The organism is Streptomyces sp. NPDC039430 (genome assembly GCF_055639435.1).
Genome location: NZ_JBVKAK010000003.1, coordinates 91532 through 109463, shown reverse-complemented (window position 1 = coordinate 109463; position 17932 = coordinate 91532). Strand labels below are relative to the sequence as shown.

The following is a 17932-nucleotide window of genomic DNA, read 5'->3' as shown; positions in this document are numbered from 1 at the left end:
GACGATGCCATGAGAAACCTCATCGCCGTACCACCGGTCACACGGTGATGCCGTATACACGCATCCCCTTGCCAGTGTGACCGAGGTCACACCCCTGCGGGCGGGGCGGCACGCGCGACGCCGCGCCCGGGGAAGGACGTTCATCCCCCGGGCGCGGCCGACTACGGGTCACACAGCTGGGCGCACTACTTCAGCAGGTACGCCTTCACGATGGTCGTCTCGTAGGTGTTGCCGTTCTTGTCGGTGAGCTTCGCCTTGAAGGAGACCGACGTGGCCGTCTTCGGGTGGCTCAGCGACAGGCTCTTCGCGCCGTCCTTGCCGGTGGTCACCGGGGCCTTGGCCCACGTGGTCCCGCCGTCGTAGGAGACCTGCACGGACAGGGACTTGAAGCCCTTGCCCGTGGCCGGGCCCTGAAGAGTCAGCGGAACGGTCAGCTTCTTGCCCGCCGCCGCGGCGCTGCCCAGGTCCAGCTTCGGGGCGAAGCGGACGGTGGAGAGCGGAAGGTTGACGATGGTGTCATCGGCGGGCTTCTTCGAGGCGAACGTCCACGCCGCGGTGACACGGGTGCTGACACCGGCGACCTTGGTGGAGCGCGACGCGTCCGTGCTGATGCGGTACGCCGCCGACTTCGCGGGCAGACCGGCGATGAACTGGCAGAGACCGTCCTTCTCGTCGAGGACCTTCTTGCCGTCGACGGTGATCAGCGTGCGCTGCTTGGAGACCTCCGACAGGCCGAAGTGACCGGCTCCGTCGGTGAACTCCGGGATGCAGACGGCCAGTTCCTCACCCAGGCGCTGCGCGGTGTTGTTCGCGTCCACCTTCGGGCTGAAGACACCGACGTTGTACGTCTTGTCGTAGGTCTTCTTCGCCTGGTACGTGCGGGGCGGGTCGGACTGGAGATACACGCCGCCCTCCTCGCCCGTGCCGTCCTGGCCGATGTTGAACTCCCACTGGAAGCCCTGGGGGGCGGTGACGTACGTCTTCGCCGTGGCGGGGAGGGCGAACGGCTGGGTGACCGTGCCGACCCCGAACCAGCCGTCCTTGCTCCAGAACGGGTTGACCGTGCCCTTGCGGCCCTTGGCCGAGGCGCCGGTCTTGATGTTCACCAGGGCCAGTTCGCTCTTGGTCGCGGTGTGGGTGAAGCCGGTGAACAGCGAACCGGTGCGGTTGTAGAGCAGGTTGTAGCTGGTGGCGCCCTTCTGCCAGGTGCCGCCCAGCTGGTTGCTGAACTCCTTGGCGGGCAGCGCGGCGCCGAGCTGCGCGGTACGGAAGCCCTTGAACGAGGGCAGGAACCACGTGCTGCCGAAGGCGTTGTCCCCCGAGTCGAGGGCGTAGTTGAGATACGTGTCGAGCTGCTCGGCGGAGTCCGGCGCCGTGATCGAGACCGGCTTCGCCTTGCGGGCGTCGAAGGTGACCGTGGAGTTCTTGGTGACGGAGAACTTCGGCTGCACCATCAGCGCGATGTCCGGAGGCGTGTCGCCGCCCTTGGGGGTCTGCACCGGTGCGTCGAGCGCGTACACGCCCTTGGGAACCCGGATCCTGGCGATGCCGTCGCCGTCGGTGTCGTACGGGTTCTCCCAGAAGTCGCCGCCGAGGCCGTAGACGGTGGTCTCGGCCTGGGCGGGCTTGCCCTTGGTGTCGATGAACTTCATCGTCAGGTCGTACGACTCGACCTCGCGGGTCACGGCGAACGACGTACGGGCCTGCTGGCCGCCCTCGGCCGCCTTGGCGGTGAGCACGCCGGAGAACGTGCCGTCCAGCGTGCCGACGCGGGTGTCCGCGGTGAGCGCGACGTTCGCGGTGCCACCGGCGGGCACGGTGACCCGGTTCGCGCCGAGCGCGAAGAAGCCGGCCGGGGCGGGCTTGCCCTTGGGGCCGACCGTCTCCACCGACAGGTCGAGGGTGACCGGCTTCGTTCCGCTGTTGCGGTAGGTGACCGACTTGGTCACCGGCTTGTCGTCGGTGTGCGGCCACTGCTGGACACCGAAGCCCAGGGAGGTCTGCTCGCTCACCACCGTCTGGGTGATCGCCCTGGCCACATCGGCGCGCCCGGTGCCCTGCTGATGGACCGTCAGTCCGGTGCCGGGCTTGGCGGAGGCGGTCAGCGTCTGCTTGATCCGCTGACCGGTCCAGTCCGGGTGCTGCTGGGCGAGGAGCGCGGCGGCGCCCGCGACGTGCGGGGTCGCCATCGAGGTGCCCGACATCGACACATAGCCGTCGGCGGCCGGGTCACCGATCTGTCCCTGCGCCGCCTTCGCCGCGACGATGTCCACCCCGGGCGCGGTGATGTCCGGCTTCAGCGAGCCGTCGGCCGTCGGGCCCACGCTGGAGAAGTCGGCGATCTTGTCGGCGCGGTCGACCGCGCCGACGGTGAGCGCGGAGGCCGCGCTGCCGGGCGAACCGATCGTCTCGGCGCCGGGGCCGTCGTTGCCCGCCGCGATGACGAACAGGATGCCCTTCTCGGCGGAGAGCTTGTCGACCGCCGCCTCCAGCGGGTCGGTCTCCGCGGTGTCCCCGCCGCCGAGGCTGAGGTTGGCCACCTTCGCACCCTGGTCGGCGGCCCACTGCATGCCCGCGATGATGCCGGAGTCCTCGCCGAAGCCGGAATCGTCCAGCACCTTGCCGTCGAGGATTTTCGCGCCGGGGGCGACACCCTTGTACTTACCGCCGGACTTGGCACCGGAGCCCGCGGCGGTGGACGCGACATGCGTGCCGTGGCCGAAGTGGTCGACGGTGTTGCCCGAGCCGGAGAAGTCCTTCTGGGCCAGCTCCACGCCCTTGAGGTCGGCATGCGTCTCGTCCACGCCGGTGTCCAGGACGGCGATCTTCACGCCCTTGCCGTCGTACCCGGCCTTCCAGGCGGCCGGCGCGCCGATCTGCGGAACGCTCTTGTCCAGGCTCGCCCGGCGCTTGCCGTCCAGCCATACGCGCTCGATGCCCGGCGCGACCCCGCGCTCCGCGCTCCGCCGCTCGCCGGGCGCGGTGAGGGCCTGCCACACCTCGGCCGTACCGGTCTTGGGCGCGGTCACGGCCTCGCCCTTGACGGCGGGCAGGGCCCGGCGCACCGAGACGTCCGCGGCCGAGATGGCCGACTTCGCCCGCGCCTTGTCCCCGGCGGCAGCGGCGTACGACACGATCAGCGGGAGCGTCGCGCGGTGCGCGTCGTCGTAGCGGTCCTCGATCAGCCGGGTGACGTTGAACAGCCGCCGGTCCAGCTTGCCCTGGGCCACCAGCCGGGACGCGTCGGACGGCAGCACGTACGTGGCGCCCGCGATCCGGTTGACGGTTATTCGGACGTTTTCGCGGCCCTTGGCCGGCTCCACCCGCGCCACCCGGCCCTTGGCGTCCACATGGACGCGGTCACCGGTGATCAGCGTGACGACGGACGACTCGCCCTTCGCCTGCCGCGCCTTCGCGGCGAACGCCTCCGCGCCGTCGCCGGCCGGAGCGGCGCCGGGCGCGGCCCCCGTGGCGACGCCCGTCGTCAGGCCCGCGGTGAGCAGCGCCGCCACCATGGCCGCGCCCGCCCTGCTGCTGTTTCTGAGCAACTCTCCCCCAAAGGTGAGGTGTTGTGTCGAAGAACCCCCGAAGCGACGCGCACCGGGAGCGTGCTGATCAACCGGACCCGCGTCGGCACGGAAGACGGAAGTCCACGCCGTGGGGTTCATTCGCACCATGGTCGAATTGACGCCACTTTCGACGGCGGCGATCAGCCACGCCCGGTGTGGGTGGGCCCTCAACTGGGCCCGGGGGCCCTGCGCTTGGGCCCGGACCCATCCATAAGCTGCGGAGACTCCGGGGGAAACAGAAGACGACGTGGGCGAGGAGAACCGATGAAGGGTGCCGGAAGGTTGCGCAGATGGCATGCGCATGACCACATACTCGGCCCCCCGCCACGGCGCGACCGGGGGCAGAGCGGGGCCGAGTACGCCGCGATGGTCGGGGTCGTGTCCCTGGTCGTGGCGGCGATCGTCGGTCTGAGCGTGCCCACCGACGAGGCCACCGGGCTGAAGAGCGCGGTGTGCCGGATACTCCACCCGCTGAGCGGCGCCGAAGCCTGCTCCTCCGGCGACTACACGGGCGGCGGGGACGGTGACGGGGGCGACGGAGGCGGCGGCCCCGGCGATCCCTTCGTACCCAACGGCGACCCGTTCGAGCCGGCGAAGTGCCTGCTCTCCCAGGACCAGACCAAGACCACCGTCGTCATCCAGATCCTCTTCATCAAGATCAGCAGCTCGGAGACGGTCAAGCTCCAGCAGTGGTCGGACGGCACCGTCACCCTGGAGCGCGTGACCGAGAGCGGAGGCGGCGTCACCGCGAGCATCTCCGCCGGCATCCCCGGCCTGAAGGACTGGGGCGGCAGCGCCTCGCTGAGCGGCAGCTATGTGAAGGGCAGCGGCAGCGGCGGGCAGTGGCTCTTCAACGGGAACAAGAGCGGCGACCCCCAGGCCGACCTGGCGGCCAATCTTGAGGACGCCCAGCAGTTCACCGAGTACCTCAAGGCGCAGGGCGAGTGCAACAGCAGGCCCGCCGGTCCGCGCTCCTCCGAGCTGGGGATGATCTGCGGCTACCACGCGGGCAAGAAGAAGCCCGACCTCGAACCGGAGAAGGCGCCCGACGTCGACATCACCAAGACCTCCACCGAGGCATCCGGCGGTGTGAGCTTCGGCAAGACCTTCAAGAGCAACGGCAAGAGCGGCAAGGACACCAAGGGCGGTAAGGACGGCAAGGGCGCCGACGGCCCCAAGGACCTCGGCAACATCTCCTTCGAGGGACTCTCCGGCGCGATGACCGAGGACGTGGTCGTCATGCGCGCCAAGACCGGACCGGACGCCGGGAAGATCACCTTCGTCTACACCTTCTCCGTCAGCGGCACCGCGGGCGGCGTCGCCCAGGCCAAGGGCAGCAGGATGCAGCAGGTCGCCGTCACCTACGACGCCGCGGCCTACGACCAGGAGGAGAAGGACGGCAAACCGCACCACCCGCAGAAACTGACGATCACCACCAGCCAGGAATCCGGCGACGGCCCCGGCATCCAGACCGGAGCGGGCGCCAACGCCGGACCCGTGACCATCGACGTCGGAGGCGGCGGCGGAACCGTCAACTCACAGATCCACACCGAATCCGCCGAGGTCACCCTCGACAACGACACCGACAGCACCGCCGTCGAGGACTGGCTGCGCGGCCGCGGCGACGCGCCCGCCAGCAACCCACTGCCCACCCCCTCCGACGCCGCCGAAGCTCTGGACGACGACGCCGGCCCCATCGAACGACTCCTCCACGACAAGGGCAAGCTCACCCGGCTCGACTACAACGCCAACACCGACTGGTGGAACGCCTCCCTCGGCATCGGATTCGGCATCTCCGCCGGACAGGTCAGCCTCGGCTTCAAACTCTTCGGCATCGACATCACCCACGAGGAGAAGAACCAGACGATCACCGGCGATCCGACCTACGCCACCGGTCCGCAGAGCGGCGGCGCCCGGCCGTGGGTGGAGTGGAAGAACTGCACGCGGACCAAGCCGATCCCGACCTGACGGGTGAGTGGCCCGACGCGGTGAACGACCCGAGCGGTGAGTGCCCCGGTCGGTGAGTGACCCCGGTCGGTGAGTGACCCCGGTCGGCGAGTGACCCCGGTCGGCGAGTGACCCCGGTCGGCGAGTGACCCGAGAGGGCTGTTCGTGGGGAACCGTTAGTCCCACGGACAGCCCTTCGCGGGGCTCGCGAAGACCGGCCGGAGGGCCCGCGAGTGGCGGGGCGGCTCGCGCCAACGGCCGCGCCGGTCGGGGCAGTACACCGATTCCGTCCAGGTCGGGGCAGTACGGCGATACCGTCCAGGTCAGGGCAGTACGGCGATACCGTCCAGCTCGACCAGCGCCTGTTCGTCCCAGAGCCGTACGACCCCGATCACCGCCATCGCGGGATAGTCACGCCCGGCGAGCCGGCGCCAGATCAGGCCGAGTTCGGCCGCATGGGCCCGGTAGTCCGCGACATCGGTCGCGTACACGGTCACCCGCGCGAGATCCGCCGGGCCGCCGCCCGCCGCCGCGAGCGCGGTGAGGAGATTGCCGAGCGCGGTCTCGAACTGGGCGGGCAAGGTCTCCCCCACGACGGCGCCCGCCCCGTCGAGCGCGGTCTGTCCGGCCAGCAGGACCAGCCGCCCGCCGGTGGCGGTGACAGCGTGCGAGAAGCCGGTGGCGGGCGAGAGCCCGGCGGGGTTGAGGCGCTCCAGACTCATCGGACCCGCTCCTTCTCTCCGTGCGAGGAACCGTACAACTCCCTTGCGATGATGGTGCGCTGGACCTCCGTGGCGCCCTCGTAGATCCGCGGCGCCCGGACCTCGCGGTAGAGATGCTCCAGCGGATGGCCGCGCTGGAGGGCGCGGGCGCCGTGCAGCTGGACGGCGGCGTCGACGACATACTGCGCGGTCTCGGTGGCGAACAGCTTCGCCATGGCCGAGCGCCGCGGCACGTCGGGGGCGCCCGTGTCGTACGCCGTGGCCGCCGCGTACACCAGCAGCCGCGCCGCCTCGGTACGGGTCGCCATCTCGGCGATCTGGTGTGCCACCGACTGGAGCCGGCTGAGCGGGCCGCCGAACGCCCGGCGTTCCGCCGTGTGTTCCAGGGCCGCGTCCAGCGCGGCCTGGGCCATGCCGACGGCGAAGGCGCCGACGCTGGGGCGGAACAGGTTGAGGGTGGTCATGGCCACCCGGAAGCCGTGGTCCACCTCGCCGAGGACGTCGTCGCCGGTCACGGGTACGGAGTCGAAGGCGAGGGCGCCGATGGGGTGCGGCGAGAGCATCTCGATCGGCGTGCCGGTGAGCCCGGGACGGTCGGCGGGGACGAGGAAGGCCGTGACCCCGCGGGCGCCGGTGCCCCCACCGCTCCCGTCTCCCCCGTCCGTGCGGGCGAAGACGGTGTAGAAGTCGGCGTCGGGGGCGTTCGAGATCCAGCGTTTCTCGCCGGTCAGCAGCCAGCCGTCGCCGTCCGGCACGGCCCGCAGGGCGAGCGCGGCGGCATCGGATCCGGCACCCGGCTCACTGAGCGCGAAGGCCGCCACGGCGCGCCCCGCGCGCACTTCGGGCAGCCACCGCGCGCGCTGCCCGCCGGTACCCGCCAGGACGAGCGGGTACGCGCCGAGGCCCTGGAGCGCGAGCGCGGTCTCGGCTTCCGTACAGCCCTGGGCGAGGGACTCGCGCAGCAGACACAGGTCGAGCGCCCCGGCCCCGAACAGCCGCTCCAGCAGGCCGAGTTCGCCGAGGGCGGCGATCAACGGACGGTTCACCGCGCCGGGTTCGCCCCGGTCGGCGATCGGGCGCAGCCGTTCCACGGCGAGGGTGCGCAGCCGCGCGCACCAGTCGGTCTGTACCGGATCGAGCGAGAATACGGGCATCCGGGCCCCCACTTCCAGCGCGTCTATCGCGGACCGTTGACTGTCGTCATCTTCACGATACGCTCGATGGGCGAGCCCACCCCAGCACCCGACCCACCCCAGCACCCCGATGGACGACCCCACCACCGCAAGGGGGCGCACCATGGAGCTGACACCGTCGGCCCACCGGGACACCTTCGCGCGCGACCATCTGCCGCCCGCGGACCAGTGGCCCCGGCTCCTTCCCCTCCCGTACGCGCCGGACTCCCCCGGCGGTCCCGGCTCCCCCGACAACCCCGGCTCCCCCGGCAGCCCCGGCCGGCTGAACTGCGCGGCCGAGCTGCTGGACCGTACGGTCGAGCGCTTCGGCGCGGACCGGCCCGCCTTCCGGGGCCCCGGCGGAGAGGTCTGGACGTACGGCGAGTTACGCGGGCGCGTCGACCGGATCGCCCATGTCCTCACCACCGATCTGGGCGTGGTACCGGGAAACCGGGTGCTGTTGCGCGGACCGACCACGCCCTGGCTGGCGGCCTGCTGGCTGGCGGTGCTGAAGGCGGGCGCGGTGGCCGTCACCGTACTGGCCCAGCAGCGGGCGGCGGAGCTGGCCACCATGGGCGAGATCGCGCGGATCGGCCATGCCCTGTGCGACAGCAGGTCGGTAAACGAACTGGTCCGCGCGGGGATACCGGGGCTGCGGATCACGACCTATGGAGGGGACACACCAGACGATCTGCTGCGGCTGGCGGACGACAAGCCGACGCGATACACGGCCGTGGAGACGGCGGCGGACGATGTGGCGCTGATCGCCTTCACATCGGGGACCACGGGCCGGCCCAAGGGGTGCATGCACTTCCACCGTGACGTTCTCGCCATTGCCGACACCTTCTCGCGACAGGTGCTGCGCCCCGGGCCCGACGATCTCTTCGCGGGCAGCCCGCCGCTCGGGTTCACCTTCGGTCTCGGCGGTCTGGTGATCTTCCCGATGCGCGCCGGAGCCTGCGCGCTGCTGCTCGAACAGGCCCGGCCCGTCCAGCTGTTGGCAGCGGTCGCCCGGCACCGGGTGTCCGTCCTGTTCACCGCGCCGACCGCCTACCGCCTGATGCTGGACGAGCTGGCCGCGCGCCCGTACGACATCTCCTCCCTGCGCCGGTGTGTCTCGGCGGGTGAGAATCTGCCGGCCGCCACCTGGCAGGCATGGCGGGAGCGCACCGGGCTGCGGGTCATCAACGGCATCGGGGCGACCGAGCTGCTCCATATCTTCATCTCCGCGGCGGACGAGGAGATCCGGCCGGGCACCACCGGGGTTCCGGTGCCGGGGTGGGAGGCGCGCGTCGTGGACCGCTCGGGCGCGCCGGTGCCCGACGGGGAACCGGGACTGCTGGCCGTCCGCGGCCCGGTGGGCTGCCGGTATCTGGCGGATCCACGCCAGCGGGAGTATGTCCGGGGCGGCTGGAATCTGACCGGTGACACCTATGTACGGGAGCCCGACGGCTACTTCCGCTATGTGGCCCGCGCCGACGACATGATCATCTCGGCGGGGTACAACATCGCGGGCCCGCAGGTCGAGGACGCGCTGCTGGCCCATCCCGATGTGGTCGAGGCGGCGGTGGTGGGCCTGCCCGACGAGCTGCGCGGCCAGGTCGTCACCGCGTATGTCGTGGTACGGGACGGGGTGGAGCGCGGCGAGGGGACGGCGGCGGCGCTGCGGGAGTTCGTCCGGGCGCGGCTCGTGCCGTACAAATGCCCGCGCACGGTGGTGTTCCTGGACGCGCTCCCCCGTACCCCCACCGGCAAACTCCAGCGCTTCCGGCTGCGGGTTCCGGGCCCGGGACCGGCACCCGACGGAGCCGGGGCCCTCCCCGAGAGGCTCTAAAGTGATCAGGTGGCCGAGCAGCACACCCCCCGATCCCTGATCGTCACTCTGTACGGCGCGTACGGCCGCACACCGGACGACTCCCCCCTCGCCGTGGCGGAGCTGATCCGTCTGCTGGGCGCCCTCGGTGTGGACGCGCCGTCCGTGCGCTCCTCGGTCTCCCGGCTCAAACGCCGTGGCCTGCTGGTCCCCGAACGTACGGCGCGGGGCACGGCCGGCTACGCGCTGTCGGCCGAGGCGCGCCAGTTGCTCGACGACGGGGACCGCAGGATCTACGCCGGGCCCGCGCCCGAGTTCTCCGACGGCTGGGTCCTCGCCGTCTTCACCGTCCCGGAGTCCGAGCGCCACAAGCGCCATCTGCTGCGTTCCCGGCTGGCCCGGCTCGGCTTCGGAACGGCGGCGCCCGGCGTCTGGATCGCGCCCGGCCGGCTCTACGAGGAGACCCGGCACACGCTGCGGCGGCTGCGGCTGGACTCGTATGTCGATCTGTTCAGCGGGCAGCACCTCGGCTTCGAGGCGACGTCCGACGCGGTGGCCCGCTGGTGGGATCTGGACGCGATCGCCACCCAGCACGAGGAGTTCCTCGACGCGCATGAGCCGGTGCTGCACGCCTGGGAGGACCGGCTCCCGGGCGCGGGCTCCGGCACGAGCGGAAGCGCGGGCGGCTCCGGCGCGGGCACAGACGCGGGCGCGGGCTACGGCGCGGGCTACGGCGCGGCCGAGGACGCGTATCGCGACTATCTGCTGGCCCTGGACTCCTGGCGGCAGCTGCCGTACGCCGATCCCGGTCTGCCCGCGGGACTGCTCCCGGAGAACTGGCCGGGAGCGCGGTCCGCGGAGGTCTTCGCCCGCCTGCACCACCGGCTGCGGGACACGGGTCTGGCGTTCGTGGAGCGGCCCGTCACCGAAGAGTGAGACGCGGCTTCGGATCGTCGGTGCGGCCCGCGGGGGGCGTGCGGCTGCCCGCGCGGTACGGCAGCGGCCAGGGCGCGGCCGGGCCCTCGTACCCCTGGGCCGCGGCGGCGTGCAGCGTCCACTGCGGATCGTGGAGATGGGGCCGGGCCAGCGCGCACAGGTCGGTACGGCCCGCGAGCAGCAGGGAGTTGACATCGTCCCAGGAGGAGATGGCCCCCACTGCGATGACCGGCACGGACAGGGTGTTGCGGATCAGATCGGCGAACGGGGTCTGGTACGAGCGGCCGAACTCGGGCCGTTCGTCGGCGACGACCTGTCCGGTGGAGACATCGATCGCGTCGGCGCCGTGCGCGACGAAGGCACGGGCGATCTCGACGGCGTCCTCGGGGGTGGTACCGCCGGGCGCCCAGTCGGTGGCGGAGATCCGGACCGTCATGGGCCGGTCGTCGGGCCAGTCCGCGCGGACGGCGTCGAAGACTTCGAGCGGGAAGCGCAGCCGGGCGGTGAGCGAGCCGCCGTAGGCGTCGGTACGCCGGTTGGTCAGCGGGGAGAGGAAGCCGGAGAGCAAGTAGCCGTGGGCGCAGTGCAGTTCCAGCAGATCGAAGCCGCTGCGCTGGGCCCGCCGGGCGGCGGCCGTGAACTGTTCCCGGATCGTGTCGAGTTGACGGCGGTCGAGCTGGTGCGGGACCTCGCTGACACCGGGGCGGTAGGGCAGCGGTGAGGCGGCGACGAGCGGCCAGCCGCCCACGGGCAGCGGCTCGTCCATGCCCTCCCACATCACGCGGGTGGCGCCCTTGCGCCCCGCGTGTCCGAGCTGGACGCCGATGGCCGTGCCAGGTGACCGCGTGTGCACGAACTCGGTGACCCGGCGCCAGCCGTCGCCCTGTTCGCGGTTGTAGAGCCCGGCGCAGCCCGGGGTGATGCGCCCCTCCGGGCTGACACACACCATCTCGGTCATGACGAGGCCCGCGCCGCCCAGGGCGCGGGCGCCGAGATGGACGAGATGGAAGTCGCCGGGGACGCCGTCCACGGCGGAGTACATGTCCATCGGCGAGACGACGACGCGGTTGCGCAGGGTCAGCCCGCGCAGCCGGAAGGGCGTGAACATCGGCGGGGTGCCGGGCGGGCAGCCGAAGTCCCGCTCCACCGCCCGGGTGAAGCGAGCGTCGCGCAGCCGCAGATTGTCATGGGTGACCCGGCGGCTCCGGGTGAGCAGCCCGAAGGCGAACTGGCGCGGCGGCTGGTCCGTGTAGGTGGCCAGTCCCTCGAACCAGCGCAGGCTGGCGGCGGCGGCACGCTGGGTGGACTCGACGACCGGGCGGCGCTCGTTCTCGTACGCGGCGAGCGCGTCCGGCAGCTCCGCGCGCTCCTCGATACAGGCGGCGAGCGCGAGGGCGTCCTCGACGGCGAGCTTGGTGCCGGAGCCGATGGAGAAGTGCGCGGTGTGGGCCGCGTCGCCGATCAGGACCGTATTGCCGTGGCTCCAGCGGCCGTTGACCACGGTGCGGAACGCGCTCCATGACGAGGCGTTGGCGCGCAGCGGACGTCCGCCGAGCGCGTCGGCGAAGATCTTGGCGCAGCGTTCCGCCGACCGCCGCTCGTCGAGGCCCTCGAATCCGGCCGCCCGCCAGACCTCGTCACGCATCTCGACGATGACCGTGCTCCGCGCGCCGGCGGCGCCCTTCGCGTAGGGATAACCATGGAGCTGCATCACGCCGTGCTCGGTCTCGGCGATCTCGAACCGGAACGCGTCGAGGGCGAAGTCGGCGGCGAGCCAGATGTAGCGGCAGCGATGGGTGGTGATGGTGGGGGCGAAGACCTCGGCGTGTGTCCCGCGGGTGAGGCTGTGGACGCCGTCCGCCGCGATCACCAGGTCGTACGCGATGGCGAGTGCGGCGGCGGGCGGGGCCTCGGTGCGGAACCGCAGCCGTACGCCGAGGGACGCGCAGCGCTCGTGCAGGATCTCCAGCAGCCTGCGCCGGCCGAGCGCCGCGAAGCCGTGGCCGCCGGAGGTGAGCGTACGGCCCCGGTGCACGATGTCGATGGTGTCCCAGCGTACGAACTCGGCCTGGAGCGCCCGGTGGACGACGGGATCCGCGTGCTCGATACCGCCGAGTGTCTCGTCGGAGAGCACGACGCCGAAGCCGAAGGTGTCGTCGGCCGCGTTGCGTTCCCAGACGGTGATCTCACGGGCCGGGTCGAGCCGCTTGAGCAGGGCGGCGGCGTAGAGCCCGCCGGGTCCGCCGCCGATGACGGCGACGCGCGGGACGCGTGCCATCAGCTGCCCTGCCACTTCGGGGGCCGCTTCTCGGTGAAGGCGGCGTGGAACTCCCGGTAGTCGGCGCCGTTCATCAGCAACGCCTGGGTGGCGGCGTCCAGTTCCACGGCGGCGGCGAGCGGCATGTCCAGCTCGGCGGTGAGCAGGGCCTTGGTCTGCGCGTACGCGAGCGCCGGGCCTTCCGCGAGCCGTCGGGCCAGCGCGGCGGCGCGCGCGTCGGCCAGACCGTCGCCGGTGAGTTCGCTGATCAGCCCGATACGTTCGGCCTCGGCCGCGGCCACCGGCTCGCCGAGCATCAGCAGCCGGGTGGCGTGCCCGAGCCCGACCACGCGGGGCAGGAGATAGGCAGCGCCCATGTCGCCCCCGGACAGGCCGACCCGGGTGAAGAGGAAGGCGAAGCGCGCGGAGGGGTCGGCGATCCGGAAGTCCGCGGCGAGCGCGAGGACGGCGCCGGCGCCGGCGGCGACCCCGTGCACGGCGGCGATCACCGGGAAGGGGCACTCCCGGATCGCCCGGACCACCTGGCCGGTCATCCGGTTGAAGTCGAGGAGCCGGGCCGTGTCCAGGGCGAGGGTGGCGCCGATGATCTCGTCGACGTCGCCGCCGGAGCAGAAGCCGCGGCCCTCGCCCGCGAGCACGAGGGCGCGTACGGAGCGTTCCCGGGACAGTTCGGCGAGCAGATCGCGCAGATCGGCGTAGGCGCCGAAGGTGAGCGCGTTGAGTTTCGCGGGGCGGGCGAGGGTGACGGTCGCGACGCCGACGTCCCGGTCCCGGGTCAGTCGCAGATGGCGCCACTCCTCGGTGCGGGACGCGGAGCCGGTGAACGGGCTCATGGAGTACGGCCTCCTTCGGCGGCGTTCAGCGCACGAAGCAGTATCACTCGAATATGACCGCCGTCACAAGTACGCGATACGCCCGTGACAGGCTCGCGATGCGTCCGCGTCCCTTCCGTGACAATTCCGCGAGATACCGCCCGTAAGCCGCTAAAGGTCCCGGCGAGCAAGGGCCATTGGTCCCGTGCCCGGCGGGCAGGCGCCTCTTGTTAACCCGCTCACGCTCCGTATGGTTGAACGTGATAGCAATTACCCCCGCACCCCCCGGCCGTACTTGCGCGTTGATCGGACCGCCCGCCATGCCAGAAGCCGCAGACTCCCCCTGGAGAGTCACGCTGCCCCACAGTGTCGAAGCCGTGCCGATCGCGCGCGCCCTCGTCCGTGACGCTCTGGCACATCTGGAGGAGCGGACGCACAGCGACACGGCGGAGCTGCTCACCGCGGAGCTCGTCGCCAACGCCATCCAGCACACCCTGGGGAGCGAGCCCATCGAGCTGGTCGTGGCACTGCTGCCGACCGGCTGCCAGGTCGAGGTGCACGACTGCGACCCGGCCCCGCCGGGCAATCTGTCGCACCCGGGAACGATGCCGGACCCGTGGCAGGAGGGCGGCCGCGGGCTCCTGCTGATCAGTACGCTCAGCTCGGCCTGCGGCCACCGCACCACGGATCAGGGCAAGGCGGTCTGGTTCACGCTTCCGGCGGTCTGAGCCGCGCCCCGGGTCCTTGGCCGGGTCCTTGGTCCGCGCCGTGTCCCGGCCGCCCCGGGTCCTGACCGCCCGGGTCCCGGCCGCACTACAGAGCCGCGCCGCTCCCGGAGAGCGTCGCCACCAGCACGGCCTTGATGGTATGCATCCTGTTCTCGGCCTCGTCGAAGACGACCGAGTGCTTCGACTCGAAGACCTCGTCGGTGACTTCCAGCTCCGTCAGCCCGTGCCGCTCATGGATCTCCCGGCCCACCGCCGTGCCCAGGTCGTGGAAGGCCGGAAGGCAGTGCAGGAACCGCACGTCGGGATTGCCCGTCGCGCGCAGCACGTCCATCGTCACGGTGTACGGGCCGAGCGCCTCGATCCGTTCGTCCCAGACCTCCTTGGCCTCCCCCATCGACACCCAGACATCGGTGGCGACGAAGTCCGCGCCCGCCACACCCTCGGCGATCTCCTCGGTGAGGGTGAGCCGGGCGCCGCTGTCCGCTGCGGCCTCGCGGGCCAGGGCGAGGATGTCGTCCGACGGCCAGTAGGCGCGCGGCGCGACGATCCGTACGTCCATGCCGAGCAGGGCGCCGGTGACCAGATACGAGTTGCCCATGTTGAAGCGGGCGTCCCCGAGGTAGGCGAAGGCGATCTCCGTCAGCGGCTTGTCGGTGTGCTCGGTCATTGTCAGCACGTCGGCGAGCATCTGAGTGGGGTGCCACGCGTCGGTGAGGCCGTTGAAGACGGGCACGCCGGCGTACGCGGCCAGTTCCTCGACGGTCTCCTGCGCGTCCCCGCGGAACTCGATGCCGTCGAACATCCGCCCGAGCACCCGGGCGGTGTCCTTGGCCGACTCCTTCTTCCCGATATGGGAGCCGGCCGGGTCGATATAGGTCGTGGAGGCGCCCTGGTCCGCCGCCGCCACCTCGAAGGCGCAGCGGGTGCGGGTGGAGGACTTCTCGAAGATCAGGGCGATGTTCCTGCCGCGCAGCCGCTGGACCTCGGTGCCCGCCTTCTTCGCCGCCTTGAGTTCCGCGGCCAGATCGATCAGGCCGCGGAACTCCTCGGCCGTGAAGTCCAGCTCCTTGAGGAAGTGGCGGCCTTCGAGGTGTATCGCCATGATGGCTGCTCCTGGGGCGCGAGTCGCGAGGTGCGGGGAAGATACCGGACACTGAAACTATATACGACGACCTGCATCGCTATACAGGTCGCCCGCGCGCCACAGCCGCCTCCGCCCACATCCCCGTCCGCTCAGACCTGCGCCCGCCCCGCCCACATCCGCGCCCGCATCCGCGCCCCGCGCCCCGCACCCCGCACCCCGCACCCCGCACCCCGCACCCCGCACCTACACGGCGTCACGCTCCACCGGGCAGCTCATACAGCGCGGCCCGCCCCGGCCCCGGCCCAGCTCGCTGCCCGGGATCTCGATCACCTCGATGCCCTGTTTCCGCAGATGCGTGTTGGTGGTGACGTTGCGCTCGTAGGCGACGACGACGCCGGGCTCGACCGCGAGCACATTGCAGCCGTCGTCCCACTGCTCGCGCGCCGCCGAGTGCACGTCCTGGGTGGCGGTCAGCACCCGGATGTCCGCCAGGCCCAGAGCCGCCGCGATGGCACGGTGCATATGCTCCGGCGGATGGTCGGTGACCTTCAGCTCCCTGCCGTCGCCGCCCGGTTCGATGGTGTACGAGCGGAGCATGCCGAGGCCCGCGTACTGCGTGAAGGTATCGGCGTCGACCATCGTCATCACGGTGTCGAGGTGCATGAACGCCCGCCGCTTGGGCATGTCGAGCGCCACGATCGTGGTGGCGGAACCGGCCGCGAAGAGCCCGCGCGCCAGCATCTCGACCGCCTGCGGGGTGGTGCGCTCGCTCATCCCGATCAGCACGGCCCCCTTGCCGATGACCAGCACGTCCCCGCCCTCGATAGTGGACGGGTAGTCGTCCTGACCCTCCGACCAGTGGTGGAAGGCCCCGGCGGCGGGCCCGGTGAAGAGGGGATGGTGCTTGTAGATCGCCTCGAAGTGCACGGTCTCGCGCTGCCGGGCGGGCCAGCGCATCGCGTTGATGCTCACGCCGTCATAGATCCAGGCCGAGGTGTCCCTGGTGAAGAGATGGTTCGGCAGCGGGTCGAGCAGGAAGTCGTCCAGCTCCATCGCGTGGAAGCGGACGGACACCGGCTCCGCGTGCCGCTCCAGGTACTCCCGCTTGGTCATCCCGCCGACCAGCGCCTCGACCAGCCGGTCCGTGGGCAGTCCGTCGAAGACCGCCCGCAGACGGCCGGTGGCGAGCGGACCGTACTCCTTCTCGTCGAAGACCCGGTCCAGGACGAGCCGCCGGGCCGCCGGGAGGTCCAGGGACTCCCGCAGCAGATCACCGAAGAGATGCACTTGGACGCCCCGGTCGCGCAGGAGCGCGGCGAACGCGTCGTGCTCCTCCTGGGCGCGGCGTACCCAGAGCACATCGTCGAAGAGCAGTGTGTCCTTGTTGCCGGGCGTGAGGCGTTTGAGCTCCAGATCCGGGCGGTGCAGTATGACGCGGCGCAGCCGCCCGGTCTCGGAGTCGACATGGAATCCCATGTCTCCCATCCTCACCGTGTGGAGCACGGTTCACGCGGCGAACGGTCGAGGTCCTGTCCTTGTCCTGTCCCGGGGAGACGGGAAGAGGGAGCGAGGGTGGCCGGGACCCGGTCCGCCGTCAGAGCCGGGGGTCGACCGGTTCCGACTCCAGGGCCAGGACCGCGAAGACCGCCTCGTGGACCCGCCACAGCGGTTCGCCGTCCGCCAGCCGGTCCAGGGCCTCCAGGCCGAGGGCGTACTCCCGCAGCGCCAGCGAACGCTTGTGGCCGAGGGAGCGGTCGCGCAGCCGCCGCAGATTGTCCGGACGGGTGTACTCGGGCCCGTAGACGATCCGCAGATACTCCCGGCCGCGTACCTTCACGCCCGGCTGCACCAGCCGGTCCTTGCCGTCCCGTACGAGCGCCTGGAGCGGCTTGACGACCATGCCCTCGCCGCCGCGCTCCGTCATCTCCAGCCACCAGTCGACACCACCGCGCACCGATTCCTCGTCGCCCGTGTCCACGATCAGCCGCCGGGTGACCTGGAGCAGCCCGGTCGGGTCGTGCTCGACCAGCCGGTCCAGCCAGGCCAGCTGCTGGTCGTGCGGGACGCCGGCGAGGCCCCGGCCCTGGACGGCGAGCAGCTGGAACGGCGCCAGGCGCACGCCTTCCAGTCCCTCCGTCGGCCAGCAGTAGCGCCGGTACGCCTCGGTGAATGCGGCCGCGTCCGTCGCGCGTTCACGCTGTGTGGCCAGCAGTCCCGCGACCTCGACGCCCCGGGACGCGGCGGCTTCGAGCGCTTTCGTGACGGCGGGGAAGGCCGCCCCGGCGGCGGCGCCCACCGCGGCGTACTGGGTGCGCAGCAGGCCGGTGGCCTTCAGCGACCAGGGCATCAGCTCGGCGTCCAGCAGCACCCACTCGGTGTCGAGTTCCCGCCACAGCCCGGCGGCGGTGACGGCGGCGCGCAGCCGGTCGAGGATCTCCTCGGTGACGGCCTCGTCGTCGAAGAAGGGCCTGCCGGTACGGGTGTGCAGCGCGCCGGTCGGCCCGGCCACGCCGAAGCGTTCGAGTCATCGGTCTTGCCCGCAATGACATCGTCGGCCTTCTTGTCGGCCAACTTCCGGATCAGGGTTTCCCGGGATCGGGTCTTGAATTCGCCGCCCTGCCGCAGGTTGGCCAGGATCTCCGCCGGGTCTCCCCCGGCCTCGATGTCGGCAACGGCCTGGTCAATGTCCTGGTCATGCTTGGCTTCTTCCTTCTTCCAAAGCCGCTTGACCAGACTGCCGATTACCTCGGGGTCCTGCTTGTCCTCCGACACCATCTCTGTCAGCAGCGCCAACCGCATCGCAACGTGGATGCCCTGGCCAGAGTTGAAGGTGTCCCGGACGATCCCGCCAACGAACGATGCCGACGCGTT

11 protein-coding genes and 1 pseudogene are annotated in these 17932 nt (G+C 71.3%); 4 read left to right on the top strand and 8 right to left on the bottom strand.

What is annotated here, in order from left to right; translation table 11 throughout:
• Window positions 1-185: 185 nt before the first annotated feature.
• A complete protein-coding gene (locus ACZ7LS_RS09725; protein WP_385134310.1) occupies window positions 186-3548 on the bottom strand; it encodes a S8 family peptidase in 3363 nt (1120 codons plus the stop codon).
• Window positions 3549-3851: 303 nt separating this feature from the next.
• Here ACZ7LS_RS09725 and ACZ7LS_RS09720 point away from each other — a divergent pair, with 303 nt between their 5' ends.
• On the top strand, window positions 3852-5537 hold the full coding sequence (locus ACZ7LS_RS09720; protein WP_382526336.1) for a hypothetical protein: 1686 nt from the start codon (window positions 3852-3854) through the stop codon (window positions 5535-5537).
• 302 nt (window positions 5538-5839) lie between these two features.
• Here ACZ7LS_RS09720 and ACZ7LS_RS09715 read toward each other — a convergent pair whose 3' ends face one another.
• Together ACZ7LS_RS09715 and ACZ7LS_RS09710 are read right to left on the bottom strand one after the other, a co-directional pair.
• Window positions 5840-6238, bottom strand: coding sequence for a RidA family protein (locus ACZ7LS_RS09715; RefSeq protein WP_382665963.1), 399 nt, complete (start codon window positions 6236-6238; stop codon window positions 5840-5842).
• Complete coding sequence (locus ACZ7LS_RS09710) at window positions 6235-7392, bottom strand: acyl-CoA dehydrogenase family protein (RefSeq protein ID WP_382526330.1); 1158 nt, start codon at window positions 7390-7392, stop codon at window positions 6235-6237. Before ACZ7LS_RS09710 ends, ACZ7LS_RS09715 begins: the two co-directional genes overlap by 4 nt.
• Before the next feature lie 142 nt (window positions 7393-7534).
• Here ACZ7LS_RS09710 and ACZ7LS_RS09705 point away from each other — a divergent pair, with 142 nt between their 5' ends.
• Window positions 7535-9244 carry an AMP-binding protein gene (locus ACZ7LS_RS09705; protein ID WP_385134315.1) on the top strand — a complete coding sequence of 570 codons (1710 nt, stop codon included), beginning with the start codon at window positions 7535-7537 and terminating at the stop codon, window positions 9242-9244.
• 9 nt (window positions 9245-9253) lie between these two features.
• Complete coding sequence (locus ACZ7LS_RS09700) at window positions 9254-10159, top strand: PaaX family transcriptional regulator (protein ID WP_385134318.1); 906 nt, start codon at window positions 9254-9256, stop codon at window positions 10157-10159.
• On the opposite strand, the gene ACZ7LS_RS09695 is transcribed toward ACZ7LS_RS09700, so the two are convergent.
• Window positions 10146-12437 carry a bifunctional salicylyl-CoA 5-hydroxylase/oxidoreductase gene (locus ACZ7LS_RS09695; protein ID WP_385134377.1) on the bottom strand — a complete coding sequence of 764 codons (2292 nt, stop codon included), beginning with the start codon at window positions 12435-12437 and terminating at the stop codon, window positions 10146-10148. The genes ACZ7LS_RS09700 and ACZ7LS_RS09695 overlap by 14 nt on opposite strands.
• A complete protein-coding gene (locus ACZ7LS_RS09690) occupies window positions 12437-13270 on the bottom strand; it encodes an enoyl-CoA hydratase family protein (protein ID WP_382665970.1) in 834 nt (277 codons plus the stop codon). The genes ACZ7LS_RS09695 and ACZ7LS_RS09690 overlap by 1 nt, the downstream gene beginning before the upstream one ends.
• Window positions 13271-13569: 299 nt before the next feature.
• Here ACZ7LS_RS09690 and ACZ7LS_RS09685 point away from each other — a divergent pair, with 299 nt between their 5' ends.
• On the top strand, window positions 13570-13977 hold the full coding sequence (locus ACZ7LS_RS09685; RefSeq protein ID WP_382526318.1) for an ATP-binding protein: 408 nt from the start codon (window positions 13570-13572) through the stop codon (window positions 13975-13977).
• Window positions 13978-14062: 85 nt separating this feature from the next.
• Here ACZ7LS_RS09685 and argF read toward each other — a convergent pair whose 3' ends face one another.
• The 3 genes and pseudogenes from argF to ACZ7LS_RS09670 form a co-directional block, all read right to left on the bottom strand.
• Complete coding sequence (gene argF, locus ACZ7LS_RS09680) at window positions 14063-15079, bottom strand: ornithine carbamoyltransferase (protein ID WP_385134323.1); 1017 nt, start codon at window positions 15077-15079, stop codon at window positions 14063-14065.
• Between the two features lie 225 nt (window positions 15080-15304).
• The gene (locus ACZ7LS_RS09675; RefSeq protein WP_382526312.1) at window positions 15305-16537 is read right to left on the bottom strand and encodes an arginine deiminase; all 1233 of its coding nucleotides are present in this window, start codon (window positions 16535-16537) and stop codon (window positions 15305-15307) included.
• 118 nt (window positions 16538-16655) lie between these two features.
• Window positions 16656-17579, bottom strand: a pseudogene (locus tag ACZ7LS_RS09670) (polynucleotide kinase-phosphatase); the annotation flags it as partial.
• Between the last annotated feature and the right edge of the window lie 353 nt (window positions 17580-17932).

Excerpts from the sequence above, each read along its gene's own strand:
- ACZ7LS_RS09710 (WP_382526330.1), bottom strand. The coding sequence starts at position 7,392 with ATGCCCGTATTCTCGCTCGATCCGGTACAGACCGACTGGTGCGCGCGG.
- ACZ7LS_RS09705 (WP_385134315.1), top strand. The coding sequence starts at position 7,535 with ATGGAGCTGACACCGTCGGCCCACCGGGACACCTTCGCGCGCGACCAT.
- ACZ7LS_RS09690 (WP_382665970.1), bottom strand. The coding sequence starts at position 13,270 with ATGAGCCCGTTCACCGGCTCCGCGTCCCGCACCGAGGAGTGGCGCCAT.
- ACZ7LS_RS09695 (WP_385134377.1), bottom strand. The coding sequence starts at position 12,437 with ATGGCACGCGTCCCGCGCGTCGCCGTCATCGGCGGCGGACCCGGCGGG.
- argF (WP_385134323.1), bottom strand. The coding sequence starts at position 15,079 with ATGGCGATACACCTCGAAGGCCGCCACTTCCTCAAGGAGCTGGACTTC.
- ACZ7LS_RS09675 (WP_382526312.1), bottom strand. The coding sequence starts at position 16,537 with ATGGGATTCCATGTCGACTCCGAGACCGGGCGGCTGCGCCGCGTCATA.
- ACZ7LS_RS09685 (WP_382526318.1), top strand. The coding sequence starts at position 13,570 with ATGCCAGAAGCCGCAGACTCCCCCTGGAGAGTCACGCTGCCCCACAGT.
- ACZ7LS_RS09715 (WP_382665963.1), bottom strand. The coding sequence starts at position 6,238 with ATGAGTCTGGAGCGCCTCAACCCCGCCGGGCTCTCGCCCGCCACCGGC.